16 protein-coding genes and 1 other RNA gene are annotated in these 17,401 nt (G+C 56.4%); 5 read left to right on the top strand and 12 right to left on the bottom strand.

Going from position 1 to position 17,401, the window contains the following annotated elements:
• Positions 1 to 2: 2 nt before the first annotated feature.
• Positions 3 to 581: a YecA/YgfB family protein gene (locus BN3796_RS04950; RefSeq protein WP_073885083.1), complete on the bottom strand. Its 579-nt coding sequence runs from the start codon at positions 579 to 581 to the stop codon at positions 3 to 5.
• A gap of 168 nt (positions 582 to 749) precedes the next feature.
• Here BN3796_RS04950 and zapA point away from each other — a divergent pair, with 168 nt between their 5' ends.
• From zapA to BN3796_RS04935, 3 genes are all read left to right on the top strand, one after another.
• Entirely contained in the window at positions 750 to 1,079 is a 330-nt protein-coding gene (gene zapA / locus BN3796_RS04945; RefSeq protein ID WP_061707269.1) for a cell division protein ZapA, read from the top strand.
• A 41-nt stretch (positions 1,080 to 1,120) separates the two neighbouring features.
• A non-coding RNA gene (ssrS, locus tag BN3796_RS04940) (6S RNA) lies at positions 1,121 to 1,304 on the top strand.
• 24 nt (positions 1,305 to 1,328) lie between these two features.
• The gene (locus BN3796_RS04935; RefSeq protein ID WP_061707268.1) at positions 1,329 to 1,925 is read left to right on the top strand and encodes a 5-formyltetrahydrofolate cyclo-ligase; all 597 of its coding nucleotides are present in this window, start codon (positions 1,329 to 1,331) and stop codon (positions 1,923 to 1,925) included.
• A gap of 94 nt (positions 1,926 to 2,019) precedes the next feature.
• Here the strand turns inward: BN3796_RS04935 and serA are convergent, their stop codons facing one another.
• Both serA and rpiA read right to left on the bottom strand, forming a co-directional pair.
• Positions 2,020 to 3,252: a phosphoglycerate dehydrogenase gene (gene serA, locus BN3796_RS04930; RefSeq protein ID WP_061707267.1), complete on the bottom strand. Its 1,233-nt coding sequence runs from the start codon at positions 3,250 to 3,252 to the stop codon at positions 2,020 to 2,022.
• 258 nt (positions 3,253 to 3,510) lie between these two features.
• The gene (gene rpiA / locus BN3796_RS04925; RefSeq protein WP_061707266.1) at positions 3,511 to 4,170 is read right to left on the bottom strand and encodes a ribose-5-phosphate isomerase RpiA; all 660 of its coding nucleotides are present in this window, start codon (positions 4,168 to 4,170) and stop codon (positions 3,511 to 3,513) included.
• Between the two features lie 126 nt (positions 4,171 to 4,296).
• Here rpiA and argP point away from each other — a divergent pair, with 126 nt between their 5' ends.
• Positions 4,297 to 5,190 (top strand): DNA-binding transcriptional regulator ArgP, encoded by an 894-nt coding sequence (argP, locus tag BN3796_RS04920; RefSeq protein WP_061707265.1) that lies wholly within the window; start codon positions 4,297 to 4,299, stop codon positions 5,188 to 5,190.
• A gap of 49 nt (positions 5,191 to 5,239) precedes the next feature.
• Here argP and BN3796_RS04915 read toward each other — a convergent pair whose 3' ends face one another.
• The 7 genes from BN3796_RS04915 to tkt form a co-directional block, all read right to left on the bottom strand.
• Complete coding sequence (locus BN3796_RS04915) at positions 5,240 to 6,019, bottom strand: oxidative stress defense protein (RefSeq protein ID WP_061707264.1); 780 nt, start codon at positions 6,017 to 6,019, stop codon at positions 5,240 to 5,242.
• A 70-nt stretch (positions 6,020 to 6,089) separates the two neighbouring features.
• Entirely contained in the window at positions 6,090 to 6,746 is a 657-nt protein-coding gene (gene argO, locus BN3796_RS04910) for an arginine exporter ArgO (protein WP_061707263.1), read from the bottom strand.
• Positions 6,747 to 6,881: 135 nt separating this feature from the next.
• On the bottom strand, positions 6,882 to 7,745 hold the full coding sequence (locus BN3796_RS04905) for a small-conductance mechanosensitive channel MscS (protein ID WP_061707262.1): 864 nt from the start codon (positions 7,743 to 7,745) through the stop codon (positions 6,882 to 6,884).
• 174 nt (positions 7,746 to 7,919) lie between these two features.
• Positions 7,920 to 8,999 (bottom strand): class II fructose-bisphosphate aldolase, encoded by a 1,080-nt coding sequence (fbaA, locus tag BN3796_RS04900; protein WP_061707261.1) that lies wholly within the window; start codon positions 8,997 to 8,999, stop codon positions 7,920 to 7,922.
• 97 nt (positions 9,000 to 9,096) lie between these two features.
• Positions 9,097 to 10,260, bottom strand: a complete 1,164-nt coding sequence (pgk, locus tag BN3796_RS04895) for a phosphoglycerate kinase (RefSeq protein ID WP_061707260.1) — start codon at positions 10,258 to 10,260, stop codon at positions 9,097 to 9,099.
• Between the two features lie 47 nt (positions 10,261 to 10,307).
• Positions 10,308 to 11,327: an erythrose-4-phosphate dehydrogenase gene (gene epd / locus BN3796_RS04890; RefSeq protein WP_061707259.1), complete on the bottom strand. Its 1,020-nt coding sequence runs from the start codon at positions 11,325 to 11,327 to the stop codon at positions 10,308 to 10,310.
• Between the two features lie 356 nt (positions 11,328 to 11,683).
• The gene (gene tkt / locus BN3796_RS04885; RefSeq protein ID WP_061707258.1) at positions 11,684 to 13,675 is read right to left on the bottom strand and encodes a transketolase; all 1,992 of its coding nucleotides are present in this window, start codon (positions 13,673 to 13,675) and stop codon (positions 11,684 to 11,686) included.
• 271 nt (positions 13,676 to 13,946) lie between these two features.
• Here tkt and loiP point away from each other — a divergent pair, with 271 nt between their 5' ends.
• The gene (loiP, locus tag BN3796_RS04880; RefSeq protein WP_061707551.1) at positions 13,947 to 14,705 is read left to right on the top strand and encodes a metalloprotease LoiP; all 759 of its coding nucleotides are present in this window, start codon (positions 13,947 to 13,949) and stop codon (positions 14,703 to 14,705) included.
• Positions 14,706 to 14,935: 230 nt separating this feature from the next.
• Here loiP and speB read toward each other — a convergent pair whose 3' ends face one another.
• The gene (gene speB, locus BN3796_RS04875; RefSeq protein WP_061707257.1) at positions 14,936 to 15,856 is read right to left on the bottom strand and encodes an agmatinase; all 921 of its coding nucleotides are present in this window, start codon (positions 15,854 to 15,856) and stop codon (positions 14,936 to 14,938) included.
• Between the two features lie 281 nt (positions 15,857 to 16,137).
• Complete coding sequence (locus BN3796_RS04870) at positions 16,138 to 17,280, bottom strand: IS481 family transposase (protein WP_061706824.1); 1,143 nt, start codon at positions 17,278 to 17,280, stop codon at positions 16,138 to 16,140.
• Between the last annotated feature and the right edge of the window lie 121 nt (positions 17,281 to 17,401).

The following is a 17,401-nucleotide window of genomic DNA, read 5'->3' as shown; positions in this document are numbered from 1 at the left end:
GTTTAGTGTAAGGTCGGCTTGCGCACTTCCGGCGCGGTCGGCTGCGAACGGGTAAAGGCGTCATGGCAGAGAAGCGCGGCCACGCGCACATATTCCACAATCTCTTCGAGCGACATCTCAAGCTCTTCTTGATCCTCATCTTCATCGTAGCCGAGCTGCGCAATGTTGCGCAGATCGTCGATGGCTTCGCCCGCCTCGCCGGTCACTTTATCAAGTTTAGGCTGCGTTACGCCAAGACCCAGCAGATAGTGGTTTACCCAACCCGCCAGCGCGTCGGCGCGGTCAAACACGCTGACATCATCACCCTCTGGCAGGTAGAGCTGAAACAGAAATCCATCATCCTCCAGCGAGTCGCTGGTGGCGGCATGCATTCTGCGCAGGGCCTCGGCCAGCTCATGGCCAAAGGCCAGCCCTTCGTTGGTCAGGTCATGGATCAGCGGCTGCCATGAGCTGTCGTTGTTCCCGCCGCACAGGATCCCGCTGATGAGACCGTGCATTTCAGCAGGGGTCAGCCCTACTCCCTGCTGGTTGAGTAACTGGCTTACGTCGTTGTAACCAGGCATTTCGTTCTGTATAGACATGCTCATTCGTCATCAATGGGAGGAATATTCATGATATGCTAACACTTTGGACCCTGGTGATACCAGAAAAGGGCTTGTATCTTCACACCAGGGTAGCTATAGTGTCGCCCCTTCGCCGCCCCCCGGGTCGTTTGCGAAGGCCGCGCAGTCAATCAGCAGGAAGGTGGCATGTCTGCACAACCCGTCGATCTCCAGATTTTTGGCCGTGCGCTGCGAGTAAATTGTCCTCCTGAACAAAGGGATGCCTTGAATCAGGCTGCGGACGATTTGAATCAGCGGTTGCAAGATTTAAAAGAACGCACTAGAGTCACAAATACTGAGCAGCTGGTCTTCATTGCCGCGTTGAACATCAGTTATGAACTGACTCAGGAAAAGACCAAGACCCGCGACTACGCGGCGAGCATGGAGCAGCGCATTAAAATGCTCCAGCAGACCATTGAACAGGCATTGCTTGATCAGGGTCGCAATCCCGACAGAACGGGACCAAAGTTTGAATAACACTTTGCAGTTGACTATGGTAGAGTAACTGTGAAGAAAAAAATTCTCTGAGATGTTTGCAAGCGGGCCAGTCCCCTGAGCCGATATTTCATACCACAAGAATGTGGCGCTCCACGGTTGGTGAGCATGCTCGGTTCGTCCGAGAAGCCTTAAAACTGTGACGACACATTCACCTTGAACCAAGGGTTCAAGGGTTACAGCCTGCGGCGGCATCTCGGAGATTCCCTCTCTCTTCTTCTACCAACTACCATGACTCAATTCCCTGAAGTTTTTACCTCACGCCAGGACATTCGTAAACTCATTCGTCAGCGTCGTCGCGCTTTAAGCGCCGAGCAACAGGCACACTTTGCCCAGCAGGCGGCCGCCCGCATGATGGCCTACCCGCCGGTGGTAATGGCTCATACCATTGCGCTCTTTTTATCGTTTGACGGCGAGCTGGATACCCAACCGCTTATCGACCAGCTCTGGCGCGCGGGTAAAAAGGTTTACCTGCCGGTTCTGCACCCTTTCAGCCCGGGTAATCTGCTGTTTCTCCACTACCATCCGCACAGTGAGCTGGTGGTGAATCGTCTGAAAATCAGCGAGCCAAAGCTGGATGTTCGCGACGTACTCCCCCTCACGGAGCTGGACGTGCTGGTAACGCCGCTGGTGGCGTTTGATGCACAGGGCCAGCGTTTAGGAATGGGCGGTGGTTTCTATGACAGGACGCTGCAAAACTGGCAGCGGTATAAATTACAGCCGGTGGGTTATGCGCACGATTGCCAGGCTGTAGAAGCCTTACCTGTAGAAAAATGGGATATTCCGCTGCCTGCGGTGGTGACGCCTGGTAAAACGTGGACCTGGTAGAATAAAGCCGGGCGGCGCTTGCGCTTACCCGGCCTGCAAATCCTCAGCGCAGGTCGGGTAAGCGTAAGCGCCACCCGACACCACAAACCGCTTATCAGTACAGCAGACGCGCGCGAATCGTCCCCGGGATCGCCTTCATGCTCTGCAGCGCTTTCTCGGCAACCTCTTCATCCGCTTCAATATCAATGACCACATAGCCCATCTGCGCATTAGTTTGCAGGTACTGCGCGGCGATGTTAACGCTCTGCTCGGCGAAAATCTGGTTAATGGCGGTCAGCACACCCGGACGGTTTTCGTGGATATGCAGCAGGCGACGCCCGCCGTGCAGCGGCAGGGAGACTTCCGGGAAATTCACCGCCGAGAGCGTGGAGCCGTTATCGGAATATTTCGCCAGCTTACCCGCTACCTCAAGACCGATATTCTCCTGCGCTTCCTGAGTGGAGCCGCCGATGTGCGGCGTCAGAATGACGTTATCAAACTCGCACAGCGGAGAGGTAAAGGGATCGCTGTTGGTCGCCGGTTCGGTCGGGAAGACGTCGATAGCCGCCCCCGCCAGATGCTTACGCTTCAGGGCGTCGCACAGCGCCGGAATATCGACCACCGTTCCGCGCGCGGCGTTGATCAGCAGTGAACCAGGCTTCATCAGCGCCAGCTCTTCAGCGCCCATCATATTTTTAGTGGAGGCGTTTTCCGGCACATGGAGGCTCACCACGTCACTCATGTTCAGCAGATCGGAAAGATGTTGCACCTGGGTGGCATTACCGAGCGGCAGCTTGCTCTCGATGTCGTAGAAAAAGACATGCATCCCCAGCGACTCCGCCAGAATGCCGAGCTGTGTGCCGATGTGGCCATAGCCGATAATCCCCAGCTTTTTGCCACGCGCTTCATACGAGCCCGCAGCCAGTTTGTTCCAGACGCCGCGGTGCGCCTTGGCGTTCGCTTCCGGGATGCCGCGCAGGAGGAGGAGGAGCTCGCCAATGACCAGTTCAGCCACGGAGCGGGTATTAGAGAATGGCGCATTAAAAACCGGGACACCGCGCTTCGCGGCGGCTTCCAGGTCGACCTGGTTGGTGCCGATGCAGAAGCAGCCGATAGCCACCAGCTTCTCCGCTGCGGCAATCACCTCTTCGGTCAGATGGGTACGGGATCGCAGGCCAATGAAGTGGGCATCACGGATGGAGGCTTTCAGCGCTTCGCTATCCAGCGCGCCTTTGTGATATTCGATGTTGGTGTAACCCGCCGCACGAAGGCTGTCCAGCGCCTTCTGGTGCACCCCTTCGACGAGCAGAAATTTAATCTTGTCTTTCTCCAGTGATACCTTTGCCATTTACCCGACCCTGTTTTTTGATGATGTTGTGCTGGATTGCAATCCGCTTTCCAACATATCAAAAAAAACTATTGCGGCAATATGAACGTTTGCGTCGAGTCCCTGAAGAAAAGTCATACAGCGTGAAATGGCAGTGGAAAATGCTGGCGAGAAGAAAATTGCTGGTCAAATCGTCAGAAGGGGCGGAAAAACGTGACACAAGTCACCAAATTCAGCGATGCAAAATTTTTTTAACGGGGGAAGCGCTCCCCCGTCAGATCATTTTACGATGGTTTTCACGCCGTCGGCGGTACCAATCAGCGCCACATCCGCGCCGCGGTTCGCAAACAGGCCCACCGTGACAACACCCGGAATCGCGTTGATTGCGTTTTCCAGCGCAACCGCATCCAGGATCTCCAGACCGTGTACGTCAAGAATCACGTTGCCGTTGTCGGTCACCACGCCCTGACGATACTCCGGGCGGCCGCCCAGCTTCACCAGCTGACGGGCGACGGCGCTACGCGCCATCGGGATCACCTCTACCGGCAGCGGGAAGGCGCCCAGAATGTCGACCTGCTTGGAGGCGTCGGCGATGCAGATAAATTTATCCGCCACCGAGGCGATGATCTTTTCACGGGTCAGCGCCGCGCCGCCGCCTTTGATCATCTGCATGTGGCCGTTGATTTCATCCGCGCCATCGACATAAATGCCCAGACGATCAACCTCGTTAAGATCAAATACGGTGATACCAAGGCTTTTCAGTTTTTCGGTGGAGGCATCGGAGCTGGAGACCGCACCCTCGATCTGCCCTTTCATCGTGCCCAGCGCGTCAATAAAGTGCGCGGCGGTCGACCCGGTACCTACCCCGACAATGGTGCCTGGCTGTACGTACTGGAGAGCGGCCCATCCTACTGCTTTTTTCAGTTCATCCTGCGTCATGATCGTTTTGCCTGTGGTGTGAAAACTCAGCGCGCATTATAGAACATGCAGGTTCGATTTCGTCTGCCACAAAAGGAAAATTGTGTCATAGTGCAGATTGAGCAAATAAAGGAGTCCCCACCCGCAATGAAACGTCCGGATTACAGAACATTACAGGCCCTTGATGCCGTCATACGCGAGCGCGGTTTTGAACGGGCGGCGCAAAAGCTGTGCATCACCCAATCCGCCGTCTCGCAGCGAATCAAACAGCTTGAGAATATGTTCGGACAGCCGCTGCTGGTGCGTACCGTACCGCCGCGCCCGACGGAGCAGGGGCAGAAGCTGCTCGCCCTGCTGCGTCAGGTGGAGCTACTGGAAGAGGAGTGGCTGGGCGATGAGCAGACCGGCTCCACCCCGCTGCTGCTGTCGCTGGCGGTGAACGCCGACAGTCTGGCGACCTGGTTACTCCCGGCCCTGGCTACGGTACTGGCCGACTCGCCGATTCGTCTTAACCTGCAGGTTGAAGATGAAACCCGCACCCAGGAACGTCTGCGGCGCGGCGAAGTGGTGGGCGCGGTCAGTATTCAGCCTCAGGCGCTGCCAAGCTGCCTGGTGGATCAGCTGGGCGCGCTGGACTATCTCTTCGTGGCGTCAAAAGCTTTTGCCGAACGCTACTTCCCGAACGGCGTCACCCGCTCGGCCCTGCTGAAAGCGCCTGCCGTCGCGTTCGACCATCTCGACGATATGCACCAGGCCTTTTTGCAGCAGAACTTCGATCTGCCGCCGGGCAGCGTGCCGTGCCATATCGTTAACTCCTCGGAAGCGTTTGTCCAGCTGGCCCGCCAGGGCACCACCTGCTGTATGATCCCGCATCTGCAGATTGAAAAGGAGCTGGAAAGCGGCGAGCTGATTGACCTTACGCCTGGCCTCTATCAGCGCCGGATGCTCTACTGGCACCGCTTCGCGCCGGAAAGCCGCATGATGCGCAACGTCACCGACGCGCTGCTGGCTTACGGGCATAAGGTATTGAGGCAGGACTGAAAAATATTCCCCTCTCCCGGCCGGGAGAAGGGATAGCAGATTGGAGAAATTACCGGGCAGGCGTGGCAGCAGGCTGCTGCTGAGTTTGCGTCTGCGCAGGCTCCTGACTTTGCGTCTGGCCCTGGGCTGGTTCAAGCTGGAACACCACGTCCACCTGATCGTCAAACTGAATCGTTGCCTGTTCGTACGTCTCCTGCGCGGAGGCTGGCGCGGCATCGGCTTTCATCATGCGGACCATCGGGCTTGGCTGATAGTTCGAGACGTGGTAGCGCACGCTGTAGACCGGCCCCAGCTTGCTGTGAAAGCCGGAAGCGAGCTGCTGCGCCTGACGAACGGCGTCATCAATAGCCGCCTTGCGAACTTCATCTTTGTATTTCTCGGGTTGCGCAACCCCAAGCGAAACGGAGCGAATTTCGTTCAGGCCCGCTTTTAAGGCGCCGTCGAGCAGCGTATTCACCTTATCGAGCTGGCGCAGTGTGACCTCTACGGTGCGCACGGCGCGATAGCCTTTCAGAATGCTTTTACCGTTCTGGTAGTCGTAGTCGGGCTGAGTACGCAGGTTGGCGGAGCTGATATCCTTTTTCGCAATACCGTTCTGCTCAAGAAAGGAGAGATATTGCGCAACACGTTCATCCGCCTGCTTCTTGGCGGAGGCCGCATCTTTTGCCGCCACGTTGACCTCAATGGCCAGAGTCGCGATATCCGGCACAGCATCCACGCTCGCGGTACCGGAAGTGACAATGTGCGGACCGTCAGGCAGTTCACTCGCCTGAACCGACATTGCGCCAAAACCTACTAATGCCGCCAGGGCCATCACTTTAAACTTCACTGTCATTCCTCCATGGTGCGAAGAGTGCCCACCAACAGGGCGCATGCCTGCAAGCTTAGCGGTTCTGACGCTATTGTCCATAAGACAAGACCTGGTTGAAGAGCGCATGGAGATGGTGAATCCCCTCCTTCGCCAGCTGAAAAGCGATAAACCACATCACCAGCCCCACCAGCGTATTGATGATGCGCTGGGCCTTCACGGTACGCAGACGCGGCGCGAGCCAGGCGGCAAGCAGCGCCAGGCCGAAGAACCATAAGAACGAGGCGCTGATTGTCCCCATCGCAAACCACCGTCTCGGCTCAACATCAAGCTGACCGCCAAGGCTGCCCAGCACCACAAAGGTATCCAGATAGACGTGCGGGTTAAGCCAGGTAACAGCCAGCATGGTGGCGATGATTTTCCAGCGTCCCTGCTTTAACACCTCGGCGTTCGCCAGGGCGATATCTTTGCTCATCGCGGTTTTCAACGCGCCAAAGCCATACCACAGTAAAAAAGCGACGCCGCCCCAGGTGACCAGCGCCATCAGCCACGGCGACTGCATCAGCAGTGCGCTGCCGCCAAAGATACCCGCGCAAATCAGCACCAGATCGCTTACGGCGCAGAGCAGCGCAATCATCAGATGATACTGGCGGCGAATCCCCTGATTCATCACAAAAGCGTTTTGCGGGCCGAGGGGAAGTATCATCGCCGCCCCCAGAGCAAGCCCTTGAAAGTAAAAAGATAACATGAAGAGCATCTCACAGTTTTGTCATGGCGCTGACTATACTGCGGGATATGCATTAGCGGAAATGGATAATTTTAATCGGCGATAAGGGAGGCTAATAAAAGTCCGGCGACATTGCGCCGCCGGGAGAAGAGGATATTAATGCGTCTCTGACGTATCTTTTACGCGTTTGAAATTTACATCCATCTGCGGATACGGGAAGCTAATACCGTTGGCGTCAAAGTCACGCTTAATACGCTCCAGCACGTCCCAGTAGACGTTTTGCAGATCGCCGCTTTTGCTCCAGACGCGCACCACAAAATTGATTGACGAAGCGCCCAGTTCGTTCAGGCGAACGGTCATTTCACGATCTTTAAGAATGCGCTCATCAGATTCAATAATCGTGGTCAGCAGCTGCTTAACTTTTTCAATATCGGAATCGTACGCCACGCCAATAATAAATTCGTTACGACGCACCGGCTCACGGGAGAAGTTAATAATATTGTTGGCGATAATTTTACCGTTAGGAATAACGATAATACGGCCATCCACCGAACGCAGGGTGGTGGAGAAAATCTGCACCTGAAGCACCGTACCCGCCACGCCGCCGAGATCAACATATTCACCGGCGCGGAACGGACGGAACGTGACCAGCAGAACGCCCGCCGCCAGGTTGGAGAGAGAGCCCTGCAGTGCCAGACCGATAGCCAGACCGGCGGCACCGAGAACGGCAATGACCGAGGCGGTTTGTACACCCACGCGCCCTAACGCCGCAATCAGCGTGAACGCGATAATCCCGTAACGCACCAGCGCCGAGAGAAAATCTGCCACCGTCGCGTCAATATGACGCGCCACCATCAGGCGGTTAACCCCATTTGATACCACGCGCGCGACAATCATCCCGACAATAATAATCGCGATGGCGGCAACGATATTTACGGCGTAACTCAGCAGTAATGCCTGGTTGCGCACCAGCCAGGAGCCAGCATTATTAATGCTGTCTACGACACCGAGATCTTCCATTTCGTTTTCCTTATGCTAAACACAAATTAACCATCCCCAAAGGAGACTGGCAGGCCATTAAAGGGTAAACAAAAGCGAGAGCTTTGCCAAACAGATCACGAAATCGGTTATTGCATTTGAAAAATAAAAAAGGCCCGCCGGAGCGGACCTTTCTGAGGCTGTTAGCAGCGCAAATTACAGAACGTCAATCGCGTTCAGCTCTTTGAACGCCTGCTCCAGACGGGTGATCATGGACTGCTGACCAGCACGCAGCCATACGCGCGGATCGTAGTATTTCTTGTTCGGCTGGTCTTCGCCTTTCGGGTTGCCCAGCTGGCCCTGCAGGTAAGCTTCGTTTTCTTTGTAGTAGTTCAGGATACCTTCCCAGGTTGCCCACTGGGTATCGGTATCGATGTTCATTTTCACTACGCCGTAGCTTACGGAGTCTTTGATTTCCTGAGCAGAAGAACCGGAACCGCCGTGGAATACGAAGTTCAGGCTGTTGTGCGGCAGGTTATGTTTCTTAGAAACATATTCCTGAGAGTCGCGCAGGATGGTCGGGGTCAGAACCACGTTACCCGGCTTGTAAACACCGTGTACGTTGCCGAAGGAGGCAGCGATGGTAAAACGCGGGCTGATTTTGCTCAGCTCGGTGTAGGCGTAATCAACATCTTCCGGCTGGGTGTAGAGAGCGGAAGCGTCCATATGGCTGTTGTCCACACCATCTTCTTCACCGCCGGTGCAGCCCAGTTCGATCTCCAGAGTCATGCCCATTTTGGACATGCGCGCCAGGTATTTGGAGCAGATTTCGATGTTTTCGTGCAGGGACTCTTCAGACAGGTCGATCATGTGGGAAGAGAACAGCGGTTTGCCGGTAGCCGCGAAGTGTTTTTCACCCGCGTCCAGCAGACCGTCGATCCACGGCAGCAGTTTCTTCGCGCAGTGGTCGGTGTGCAGGATAACCGGCACGCCGTAGTGTTCAGCCATCTGGTGAACGTGGTGCGCGCCAGAGATTGCGCCCAGGATTGCCGCGCCCTGCGGAACGTCGGTTTTCACGCCTTTACCGGCGATGAAGGAAGCACCACCGTTGGAGAACTGAACGATAACCGGCGCTTTTACTTTCGCAGCGGTTTCCAGAACAGCGTTGATGGAGTCGGTGCCAACGCAGTTAACCGCAGGCAGAGCGAAGTTGTTCTCTTTAGCGACCTGGAACACTTTCTGTACGTCATCACCAGTGATCACGCCAGGTTTTACGAAATCAAAAATTTTAGACATGTTACGTAGTCCTGTATCTGTATCTTCGACCGTTGAAACGGGTAAGCGAGCTTTTCAGCGCGCAGAAAAACAGGCGGGTCTCCCCGCCTGAACAAACTTACTTCTTAGCGCGCTCTTCGAGCATCGCCACAGCTGGCAGGACTTTGCCTTCCACAAATTCGAGGAATGCGCCGCCGCCAGTGGAGATGTAGGAGATCTTGTCGGAAATGCCGAACAGGTCGATCGCCGCCAGGGTGTCGCCGCCGCCTGCGATGGAGAACGCGTCGCTGTCTGCGATAGCGTTAGCCACGATTTCGGTACCTTTACGGAAGTTCGGGAACTCAAACACGCCAACCGGGCCGTTCCACAGGATGGTTTTGGCGTTTTTCAGGATCTCAGCCAGTTTTTCTGCAGAGGCGTCGCCCAGGTCCAGGATCTGCTCGTCATCTTTGATGTCGTTAACAGATTTCAGGGTGGCGGTCGCGGTTTCAGAGAACTCGGTCGCTACGCGAACGTCGGTCGGAACCGGGATGTCGCAGGTGCCCAGCAGGCGTTTGGCTTCATCAACCAGGTCCGCTTCGTACAGGGATTTACCTACGTTGTGGCCTTGAGCAGCAACGAAGGTGTTGGCAATACCACCGCCAACGATCAGCTGATCAGCGATTTTGGAGAGAGAGTCGAGAACGGTCAGTTTGGTAGAAACTTTAGAACCGCCTACGATAGCGACCATCGGACGAGCCGGCTCTTTCAGCGCTTTACCCAGCGCGTCCAGTTCTGCCGCCAGCAGCGGGCCTGCGCACGCCACGTCAGCGAATTTACCGATACCGTGGGTAGAGGCCTGCGCACGGTGAGCGGTACCGAATGCGTCCATAACGAATACGTCGCACAGCGCGGCATATTTTTTGGACAGCGCTTCGTCGTCTTTCTTCTCGCCTTTGTTGAAACGCACGTTTTCCAGAACAACCAGTTCACCTTCAGCTACTTCCACGCCGTCCAGGTAATCTTTTACCAGACGTACCGGGCTGGAGAGCTTATCTTTCAGGTAATTTACAACCGGCAGCAGAGAGAACTCTTCGTTGTACTCACCTTCGGTCGGACGACCCAGGTGAGAGGTAACCATCACTTTCGCACCCTGCTTCAGCGCCAGTTCGATGGTCGGCAGAGATGCACGGATACGCGCATCGCTGGTCACTTTGCCATCTTTTACCGGCACGTTCAGATCGGCACGGATAAATACGCGTTTACCAGCCAGATCCAGATCGGTCATCTTAATTACAGACATGGTGAATCCTCTCATTGATTCTAAAGATTTGCAGGCGCTTTCGCACCTTACCTGAAACCTTGTGCAGCCATGGCTAACGTGGTGTCGAGCATCCTGTTAGCAAAGCCCCATTCGTTATCACACCAGACCAGCGTTTTGATCAGATGCGCCCCACTCACTCGCGTTTGCGTGCCATCGACGATGGCGCTGTGCGGATCGTGGTTGAAATCGGTGGAGACCAACGGCAATTCCGTATAGTCAACTATACCATGAAATGAACCCTGTGCCGCTTTTTGCAGCAATCGGTTGACTTCATTAGCTTTTACCGGTTTTTTTACCGTTACGCTCAAATCGATTGCGGTGACGTTTATCGTCGGCACACGTACGGCAATCGCTTCGAAACGATCGTTAAACTGCGGGAAAATTCGGGTGATGCCCGCCGCGAGTTTTGTATCCACCGGAATAATCGACTGGCTCGCCGCGCGAGTGCGTCGTAAATCCGGGTGGTAAGCGTCGATGACCTGCTGATCGTGCATAGCGGAATGAATCGTGGTTACCGTACCCGATTCGATACCGTAAGCATCATCTACCAGTTTGATGATCGGTATTATGCAGTTGGTGGTGCAGGAGGCATTAGAGACGAGGCGGTGTTCAGCCCGCAGCTCCTGGTGGTTGACGCCGTAGACTACGGTGGCGTCGAGATCGTGGCTGCCGGGATGGGAAAAAAGCACCTTTTTTGCCCCGGCGGCGAGATGCGCCTCTCCATGTTCGCGGTTACCGTAGACGCCAGTGCAGTCGAGGACCACGTCGACCCCAAGCTCTTTCCAGGGCAGCGGCTCAAGGCGGCGTTCATGCAGGAGGCGAATCACATCATCGCCCACGAACAACCGATCTCTTTCCTGACGAACCTCCCAGGCAAAGCGCCCGTGGCTGGTGTCATACTTCAACAAATGCGCCATGCCTTCGGCATCCGCCAGTTCGTTGATGGCCACCACGGTGATCTCCGCCCGACGCCCGGATTCATATAAAGCACGAACCACATTGCGCCCGATGCGACCGAAGCCATTAATCGCTACGCGTACGGTCATAGGTCTCCTGCAAGACTATCCCTGAGTATGAGGTGGTGAAAGAGTAATTCAGCCACGCCTGAAGGGGAATCATTGCCTGTCACAAACTGCGATTGATTGGTCAAATGTCGAACACTTAATCGACTGAAACGCTTCAGCAAGGATAAGCGAAACGTGGAATAAAAGGAATCTCTGTCCAGATGAATAGGCGAGCTATATGACTTGCATCACATTTTCGGTGGAATAATTTACAGAGCAGTTACATGTCTCAGGAATCGTGCATACAAAAAAGCCGGGTGGCGCTAACGCTTACCCGGCCTACATTTTATGCCACTTGTAGGCCCGGTAAGCGTCAGCGTCACCGGGCAAAACGGCAATTACAGCAGCTCTTTCGCCTTCGCTACTACGTTTTCAACGGTGAAGCCAAACTCTTCAAACAGCTGCTCCGCCGGGGCGGACTCACCGAAGGTGGTCATACCGACGATAGCACCGTTCAGGCCCACGTATTTGAACCAGTAGTCAGCGATACCCGCTTCCACTGCCACGCGAGCGGAGACTGCTTTAGGCAGTACGGACTCACGATAAGCGGCATCCTGCTTGTCGAACGCATCGGTGGACGGCATGGAAACCACGCGCGCCTTCACGCCTTCGGCAGTCAGTTTTTCCCAGGCGGCAACGGCCAGTTCAACTTCAGAGCCGGTCGCGATCAGGATCAGCTGCGGCTGGCCTGCACAATCTTTCAGCACGTAACCACCGCGCGCGATGTTTGCCAGCTGCTCTTCCGTACGCTCCTGCTGCGCCAGATTCTGACGGGAGAGGATCAGCGCGGTCGGGCCATCCTGACGCTCTACGCCATATTTCCACGCCACTGCGGATTCAACCTGGTCACACGGACGCCATGTGGACATGTTCGGCGTAACGCGCAGGGAAGCCACCTGCTCAACTGGCTGGTGGGTCGGGCCATCTTCACCCAGACCGATAGAGTCGTGGGTGTAGACCATCACCTGACGCTGTTTCATCAGCGCAGCCATACGCACCGCGTTACGGGCATATTCCACAAACATCAGGAAGGTCGAGGTGTACGGCAGGAAACCACCGTGCAAGGCGATACCGTTGGCAATCGCGGTCATACCGAACTCGCGCACGCCGTAATGGATGTAGTTACCTGCGGTATCTTCATTGATCGCTTTCGAGCCGGACCAGATGGTCAGGTTGGATGGCGCCAGGTCAGCGGAGCCGCCGAGGAACTCTGGAAGCAGAGGGCCAAACGCTTCGATCGCATTCTGAGACGCTTTACGGCTGGCGATTTTCGCCGGATTCGCCTGCAGCTTCGCGATGAACTCATTCGCTTTCGCATCGAAGTCAGCCGGCATCTCGCCTTTCATGCGGCGGGTGAACTCTGCGGCTTCCTGCGGGAAGGCTTTCGCATAGGCGGCAAACTTCTCGTTCCAGGCCGCTTCTTTCGCCTGGCCCGCTTCTTTGGCATCCCACTGCGCGTAGATTTCAGACGGGATCTCAAACGGCGCATATTTCCAGCCCAGCTGTTCGCGGGTCAGCGCGATTTCAGCGTCGCCCAGCGGCGCGCCGTGGGAGTCGTGGGTGCCCGCTTTGTTCGGGGAGCCAAAACCGATGATAGTTTTGCACATCAGCAGGGACGGTTTATCGGTAACGCTGCGCGCCTCTTCCACCGCGCGTTTAATCGCTTCAGCATCGTGACCATCAATGCCGCGCACGACGTGCCAGCCGTAGGCTTCAAAGCGTTTCGCGGTGTCGTCGGTGAACCAGCCTTCAATGTGACCGTCAATGGAGATGCCGTTGTCGTCGTAGAAAGCAATCAGTTTACCCAGCTTAAGGGTACCGGCCAGGGAGCATACCTCGTGGGAAATACCTTCCATCATGCAGCCGTCGCCCATGAAGGCGTAGGTGAAGTGGTCAACAATGTCGTGACCCGGGCGGTTGAATTGCGCCGCCAGCGTTTTTTCCGCGATAGCCATACCGACCGCGTTAGCAATACCCTGACCCAGCGGACCGGTGGTGGTTTCTACACCTGCGGTGTAACCCACTTCCGGGTGACCCGGGGTTTTGGAGTGCAGCTGACGGAAATTCTGCAGTTCAGACATTGGCAGGTCGTAGCCGGTAAGGTGCAGCAGGCTGTAAATCAGCATGGAGCCGTGGCCGTTGGAGAGCACGAAACGGTCGCGGTCAGCCCAGGACGGGTTCTGCGGGTTGTGGTTCAGGAAATCACGCCACAGGACTTCGGCAATGTCAGCCATACCCATAGGGGCACCCGGGTGACCGGATTTGGCTTTCTGTACTGCGTCCATGCTCAGCGCACGAATAGCATTAGCAAGCTCTTTACGTGAGGACATTTTAACTCCAGATCGGACTGTTAAAGGCCATGCCCTTGACGACAGCGCGTTTTGGGCTACGCCGGAAAAAAGTGCCAACAATGTAACCCAAGCGACAGGGCATGTACATGGAGCATTCTTTTGCCTCTTCAGAAATCTCTGGATCATGCTCGCATGTTGCGCAATCCGCTCGCCCGCTCCAGTCGATATTCCTTATACTTACCTCACTCCGGCTTCGCTGGCGAAGCAACATTCAGATTTTATTCAGATCAACAGGTGCGGAAGCAATATGATGAAAATGCGTGCAGTAGTGCTGGCTCTGGGAACGACCGTTCTGCTTAGCGGCTGTCAAAATATGGATTCTAACGGTCTGTTAAGTTCCGGCGCAGAGGCTTTCCAGGCCTACTCGTTAAGCGATGAACAGGTGAAAGCGCTGAGCGATCAATCCTGTAAAGAGCTGGATGCCAAAGCTACTATCGCTCCCGCCAGCAGCACCTATACCCAGCGCCTGAATAAGATCGCGGCGGCGCTGGGCGATAACATCAACGGCCAGCCGGTAAACTACAAGGTATATGAGACGAAAGACGTTAACGCCTTCGCGATGGCGAACGGCTGTATCCGTGTCTACAGCGGCCTGATGGATATGATGACCGACAACGAAGTGGAAGCGGTGATCGGTCACGAGATGGGCCACGTGGCGCTGGGTCACGTGAAGAAAGGAATGCAGGTAGCGTTGGGTACCAACGCAGTGCGCGTCGCCGCAGCCTCTGCGGGCGGCGTAGTCGGCAGCCTCTCCCAGTCGCAGCTTGGCGACCTTGGCGAAAAGCTGGTTAACTCGCAGTTCTCCCAGCGTCAGGAGTCGGAAGCGGATGACTACTCTTACGATCTGTTGCGCAAACGAGGCATCAGCCCGGCGGGCTTAGCCACCAGCTTTGAGAAACTGGCACAACTGGAAGCAGGACGACAAAGCTCGATGTTCGACGACCACCCGGCCTCGGAAGCGCGCGCCCAGCATATCCGCGACCGCATGGCGGCAGACGGAATAAAATAATTTCGCCAGCCCGGCCCTTATCGGGCATCGCAGAAACAGCGCCGGATGGCGGCGTAAACGCCTTATCCGGCCTACATGCATGAATGCACAATCGTAGGCCGGATAAGCGCAGCGTCGGATGGCGGCGTAAACGCCTTATCCAGCCTACCTGCGTGAATGCACAACCGTAGGCCGGATAAGCGCAGCGCCATCCGGCACATACAGGCACAGCGCCGAACGCCGGCGCGGGTTTACTCGCCCTTCTTCGCCGCCTGGATGTAGAGCATCTCCAGCGCCAGGGTCGCGGCGGCCAGCGCCGTGATCTCAGACTGATCGTAGGCAGGCGCCACTTCAACCAGATCCATACCGACAATGTTCAGATCCTTCAGGCCACGCACCAGCTTGATGGCGCGATCCGAGGTCAGGCCGCCAATCACCGGCGTACCGGTACCCGGTGCGAATGCCGGATCCAGGCAGTCGATATCAAAGGTCAAATAGACCGGCATATCGCCCACAATCTGCTTCACCTGCGCAAGGATATCGTCCACGGTACGATCGTTCACCTGGCCCGCGTCAAGCACGGTGAAGCCGTTATCTTTGTCGAACTCGGTACGGATACCAATCTGCACGGAGTGGTTCGGATCGATTAACCCCTCTTTCGGCGCGGTGTAGAACATGGTGCCGTGGTCAAACTCACAGCCGTTCGCATAGGTGTCGGTATGGGCGTCAAAATGGACCAGCGCCATTTTGCCGAAGTGCTTCGCGTGGGCGCGCAGCAGCGGCAGCGTGACGAAGTGGTCGCCGCCAAAAGAGAGCATACGCTTGCCGGCTGCCAGCAGTCTTTCGGCGTGAGCCTGGAGTTTTTCACTCATTTCACGCGCGTCGCCAAAGGCGTAGACCAGGTCGCCGCAGTCCACCACGTTCAGACGCTCGCGCATGTCGAAGTTCCACGGGAAGCGGCAATGCTCCCAGGCCAGATTGGTCGACACCTGACGGATCGCCGCCGGACCATGACGACCGCCCGCACGACCCGAGGTCGCCATGTCAAAGGGTACGCCGGTAATGACCCAGTCAGCGTCGCTGTCGTATGGCTGGAAATTGAGCGGAAGGCGTAAAAAACCAAACGCGTTCGATACCAGGGAGTTGTCGTACTGATGACCTAAAGTGCTCATGTCCTGACCTCGTAAAAGTCGATACATTAAATACAGATGAAAAAAAATCCCTTCCGCGTCGTTAAACCCGACGAGGAAGGGATTGATTCGAATGCTGCTGATTAGAACGAATTATCGCCGTTAATTCAGACGGGTTCAAGTAAGTATAGGCGCTGATGAGGTCTTTGCCCTTCACCCTGCCCCTCTCCCTAAAGGGGAGGGAATTTGAACACCCTCTCCCCTTTGGGGTGTACAGTCCGGGGACATGGTAGACAGATGTTCGGGGACATGGTGAACACTTTTTAACATCCCTTACCCATGGTGATCGACTTTTTCTTCAGGTCGATCACCCCCACTTTCGTGCTGTACCACCAGACTTCATAACAGCCGTCCTCCTGCGTTTCCTTCAGCCCCACACGCTCTCCCCTGAAGGCCTTGCCTGCGTTCAGACTGAGACCCTTTATGCTCAGCTTCCCGCTGATATCCACCTTCCTCACCATCACCCCTTCGTCATATTCCGGCGGCATGACGGTGGCGCTGTACTGACGGGCGGACGGCTGATAGCGCGAGGCCGGCACCGCCATACCCAGCGCCTCGTGCGGACGCTCAAGGTTATAGACAGCCCGCCACTGGTCGAACGCCCGCTGCAGCCCGCTGCTGTCGGCGAACCATCTTCCCTGCAGGAGTTCCGCCTTCAGGCTGCGGTGAAAACGCTCCAGCTTGCCCTGGGTCTGTGGATGATAAGGCCGGGAGTGACCGACACGGATACCCAGACGCATCAGCCACAGCTCCGGCCCCGTCCAGCTGCCGGTGGTGTCGCCCCACGGCGCGCCGTTGTCCATGGTCATCCGGTCCGGCAGACCGTAGTGTTCAAAGACCCTGACGAGCTGCCGCTGTACGGTCTCACGCCGTTCATCCCCGCAGTGCGCCAGACACAGGGAGAACCGGGAGTGGTCGTCCAGCAGGGTGAGCGGATGGCAGCGGCCGCCGCCAAAGGGAAAATGGCCCTTGAAATCCATCTGCCAGAGCCGGTTCGGGGCGGAGTGTTCGAAGCGGCCGGTAGCCGGTATGCCGGGAGGCATACCGGGCAGCAGGCCGTGACGGGCCATCAGGCTGTGAACGGTGCTGAAGGCGGGCATGGGATGCCCGCGGTCCTCCAGCCAGCGCTTAATCTTGCGCGCGCCCCAGCGTTCATGGCGGGCATGGGCCATACGCAGCAGGTCAGTGATGCCGTCCGGTGAACGGTTCGGGGAGTGATGCGGCGTGCGCGGCCGGTCCTGAAGCCCGGCTGCGCCGTCTTCAGCCCAGCGGCGAAGCCACTTGTAGCCGGTGGCCGGTGAAATGCCGTAGTGGCGGCAGAGTGAACGGATGTTCGCCCCGTCCTGCGAGGCGAACAAAACAAACTCAGTACGTAATGACATGGTATCTCTCGCATCCCAGGGCATAAGCGGCTCCATAAACGGGTTCTTATGCCTCAGTTGTAAGTGTCTACCATGTCTCCGAACAAGTGTTCACTATGTCCCCGGACTGTACATGGGGAGAGGGCTGGGGTGAGGGGAAAGGCAG

The sequence above is a fragment of the Pseudenterobacter timonensis genome (assembly GCF_900021175.1).
Classification (GTDB): domain Bacteria; phylum Pseudomonadota; class Gammaproteobacteria; order Enterobacterales; family Enterobacteriaceae; genus Enterobacter; species Enterobacter timonensis.
This window is presented reverse-complemented; position numbering and strand designations above follow the sequence as displayed.

Bases quoted from the DNA above. Each gene is read 5' to 3' on its own strand.
- BN3796_RS04950 (WP_073885083.1), bottom strand. From the start codon at position 581: ATGTCTATACAGAACGAAATGCCTGGTTACAACGACGTAAGCCAGTTA.
- zapA (WP_061707269.1), top strand. From the start codon at position 750: ATGTCTGCACAACCCGTCGATCTCCAGATTTTTGGCCGTGCGCTGCGA.
- BN3796_RS04935 (WP_061707268.1), top strand. From the start codon at position 1,329: ATGACTCAATTCCCTGAAGTTTTTACCTCACGCCAGGACATTCGTAAA.
- serA (WP_061707267.1), bottom strand. From the start codon at position 3,252: ATGGCAAAGGTATCACTGGAGAAAGACAAGATTAAATTTCTGCTCGTC.
- rpiA (WP_061707266.1), bottom strand. From the start codon at position 4,170: ATGACGCAGGATGAACTGAAAAAAGCAGTAGGATGGGCCGCTCTCCAG.
- argP (WP_061707265.1), top strand. From the start codon at position 4,297: ATGAAACGTCCGGATTACAGAACATTACAGGCCCTTGATGCCGTCATA.
- argO (WP_061707263.1), bottom strand. From the start codon at position 6,746: ATGTTATCTTTTTACTTTCAAGGGCTTGCTCTGGGGGCGGCGATGATA.
- BN3796_RS04905 (WP_061707262.1), bottom strand. From the start codon at position 7,745: ATGGAAGATCTCGGTGTCGTAGACAGCATTAATAATGCTGGCTCCTGG.
- fbaA (WP_061707261.1), bottom strand. From the start codon at position 8,999: ATGTCTAAAATTTTTGATTTCGTAAAACCTGGCGTGATCACTGGTGAT.
- pgk (WP_061707260.1), bottom strand. From the start codon at position 10,260: ATGTCTGTAATTAAGATGACCGATCTGGATCTGGCTGGTAAACGCGTA.
- epd (WP_061707259.1), bottom strand. From the start codon at position 11,327: ATGACCGTACGCGTAGCGATTAATGGCTTCGGTCGCATCGGGCGCAAT.
- tkt (WP_061707258.1), bottom strand. From the start codon at position 13,675: ATGTCCTCACGTAAAGAGCTTGCTAATGCTATTCGTGCGCTGAGCATG.
- loiP (WP_061707551.1), top strand. From the start codon at position 13,947: ATGAAAATGCGTGCAGTAGTGCTGGCTCTGGGAACGACCGTTCTGCTT.
- speB (WP_061707257.1), bottom strand. From the start codon at position 15,856: ATGAGCACTTTAGGTCATCAGTACGACAACTCCCTGGTATCGAACGCG.
- BN3796_RS04870 (WP_061706824.1), bottom strand. From the start codon at position 17,280: ATGCCCTGGGATGCGAGAGATACCATGTCATTACGTACTGAGTTTGTT.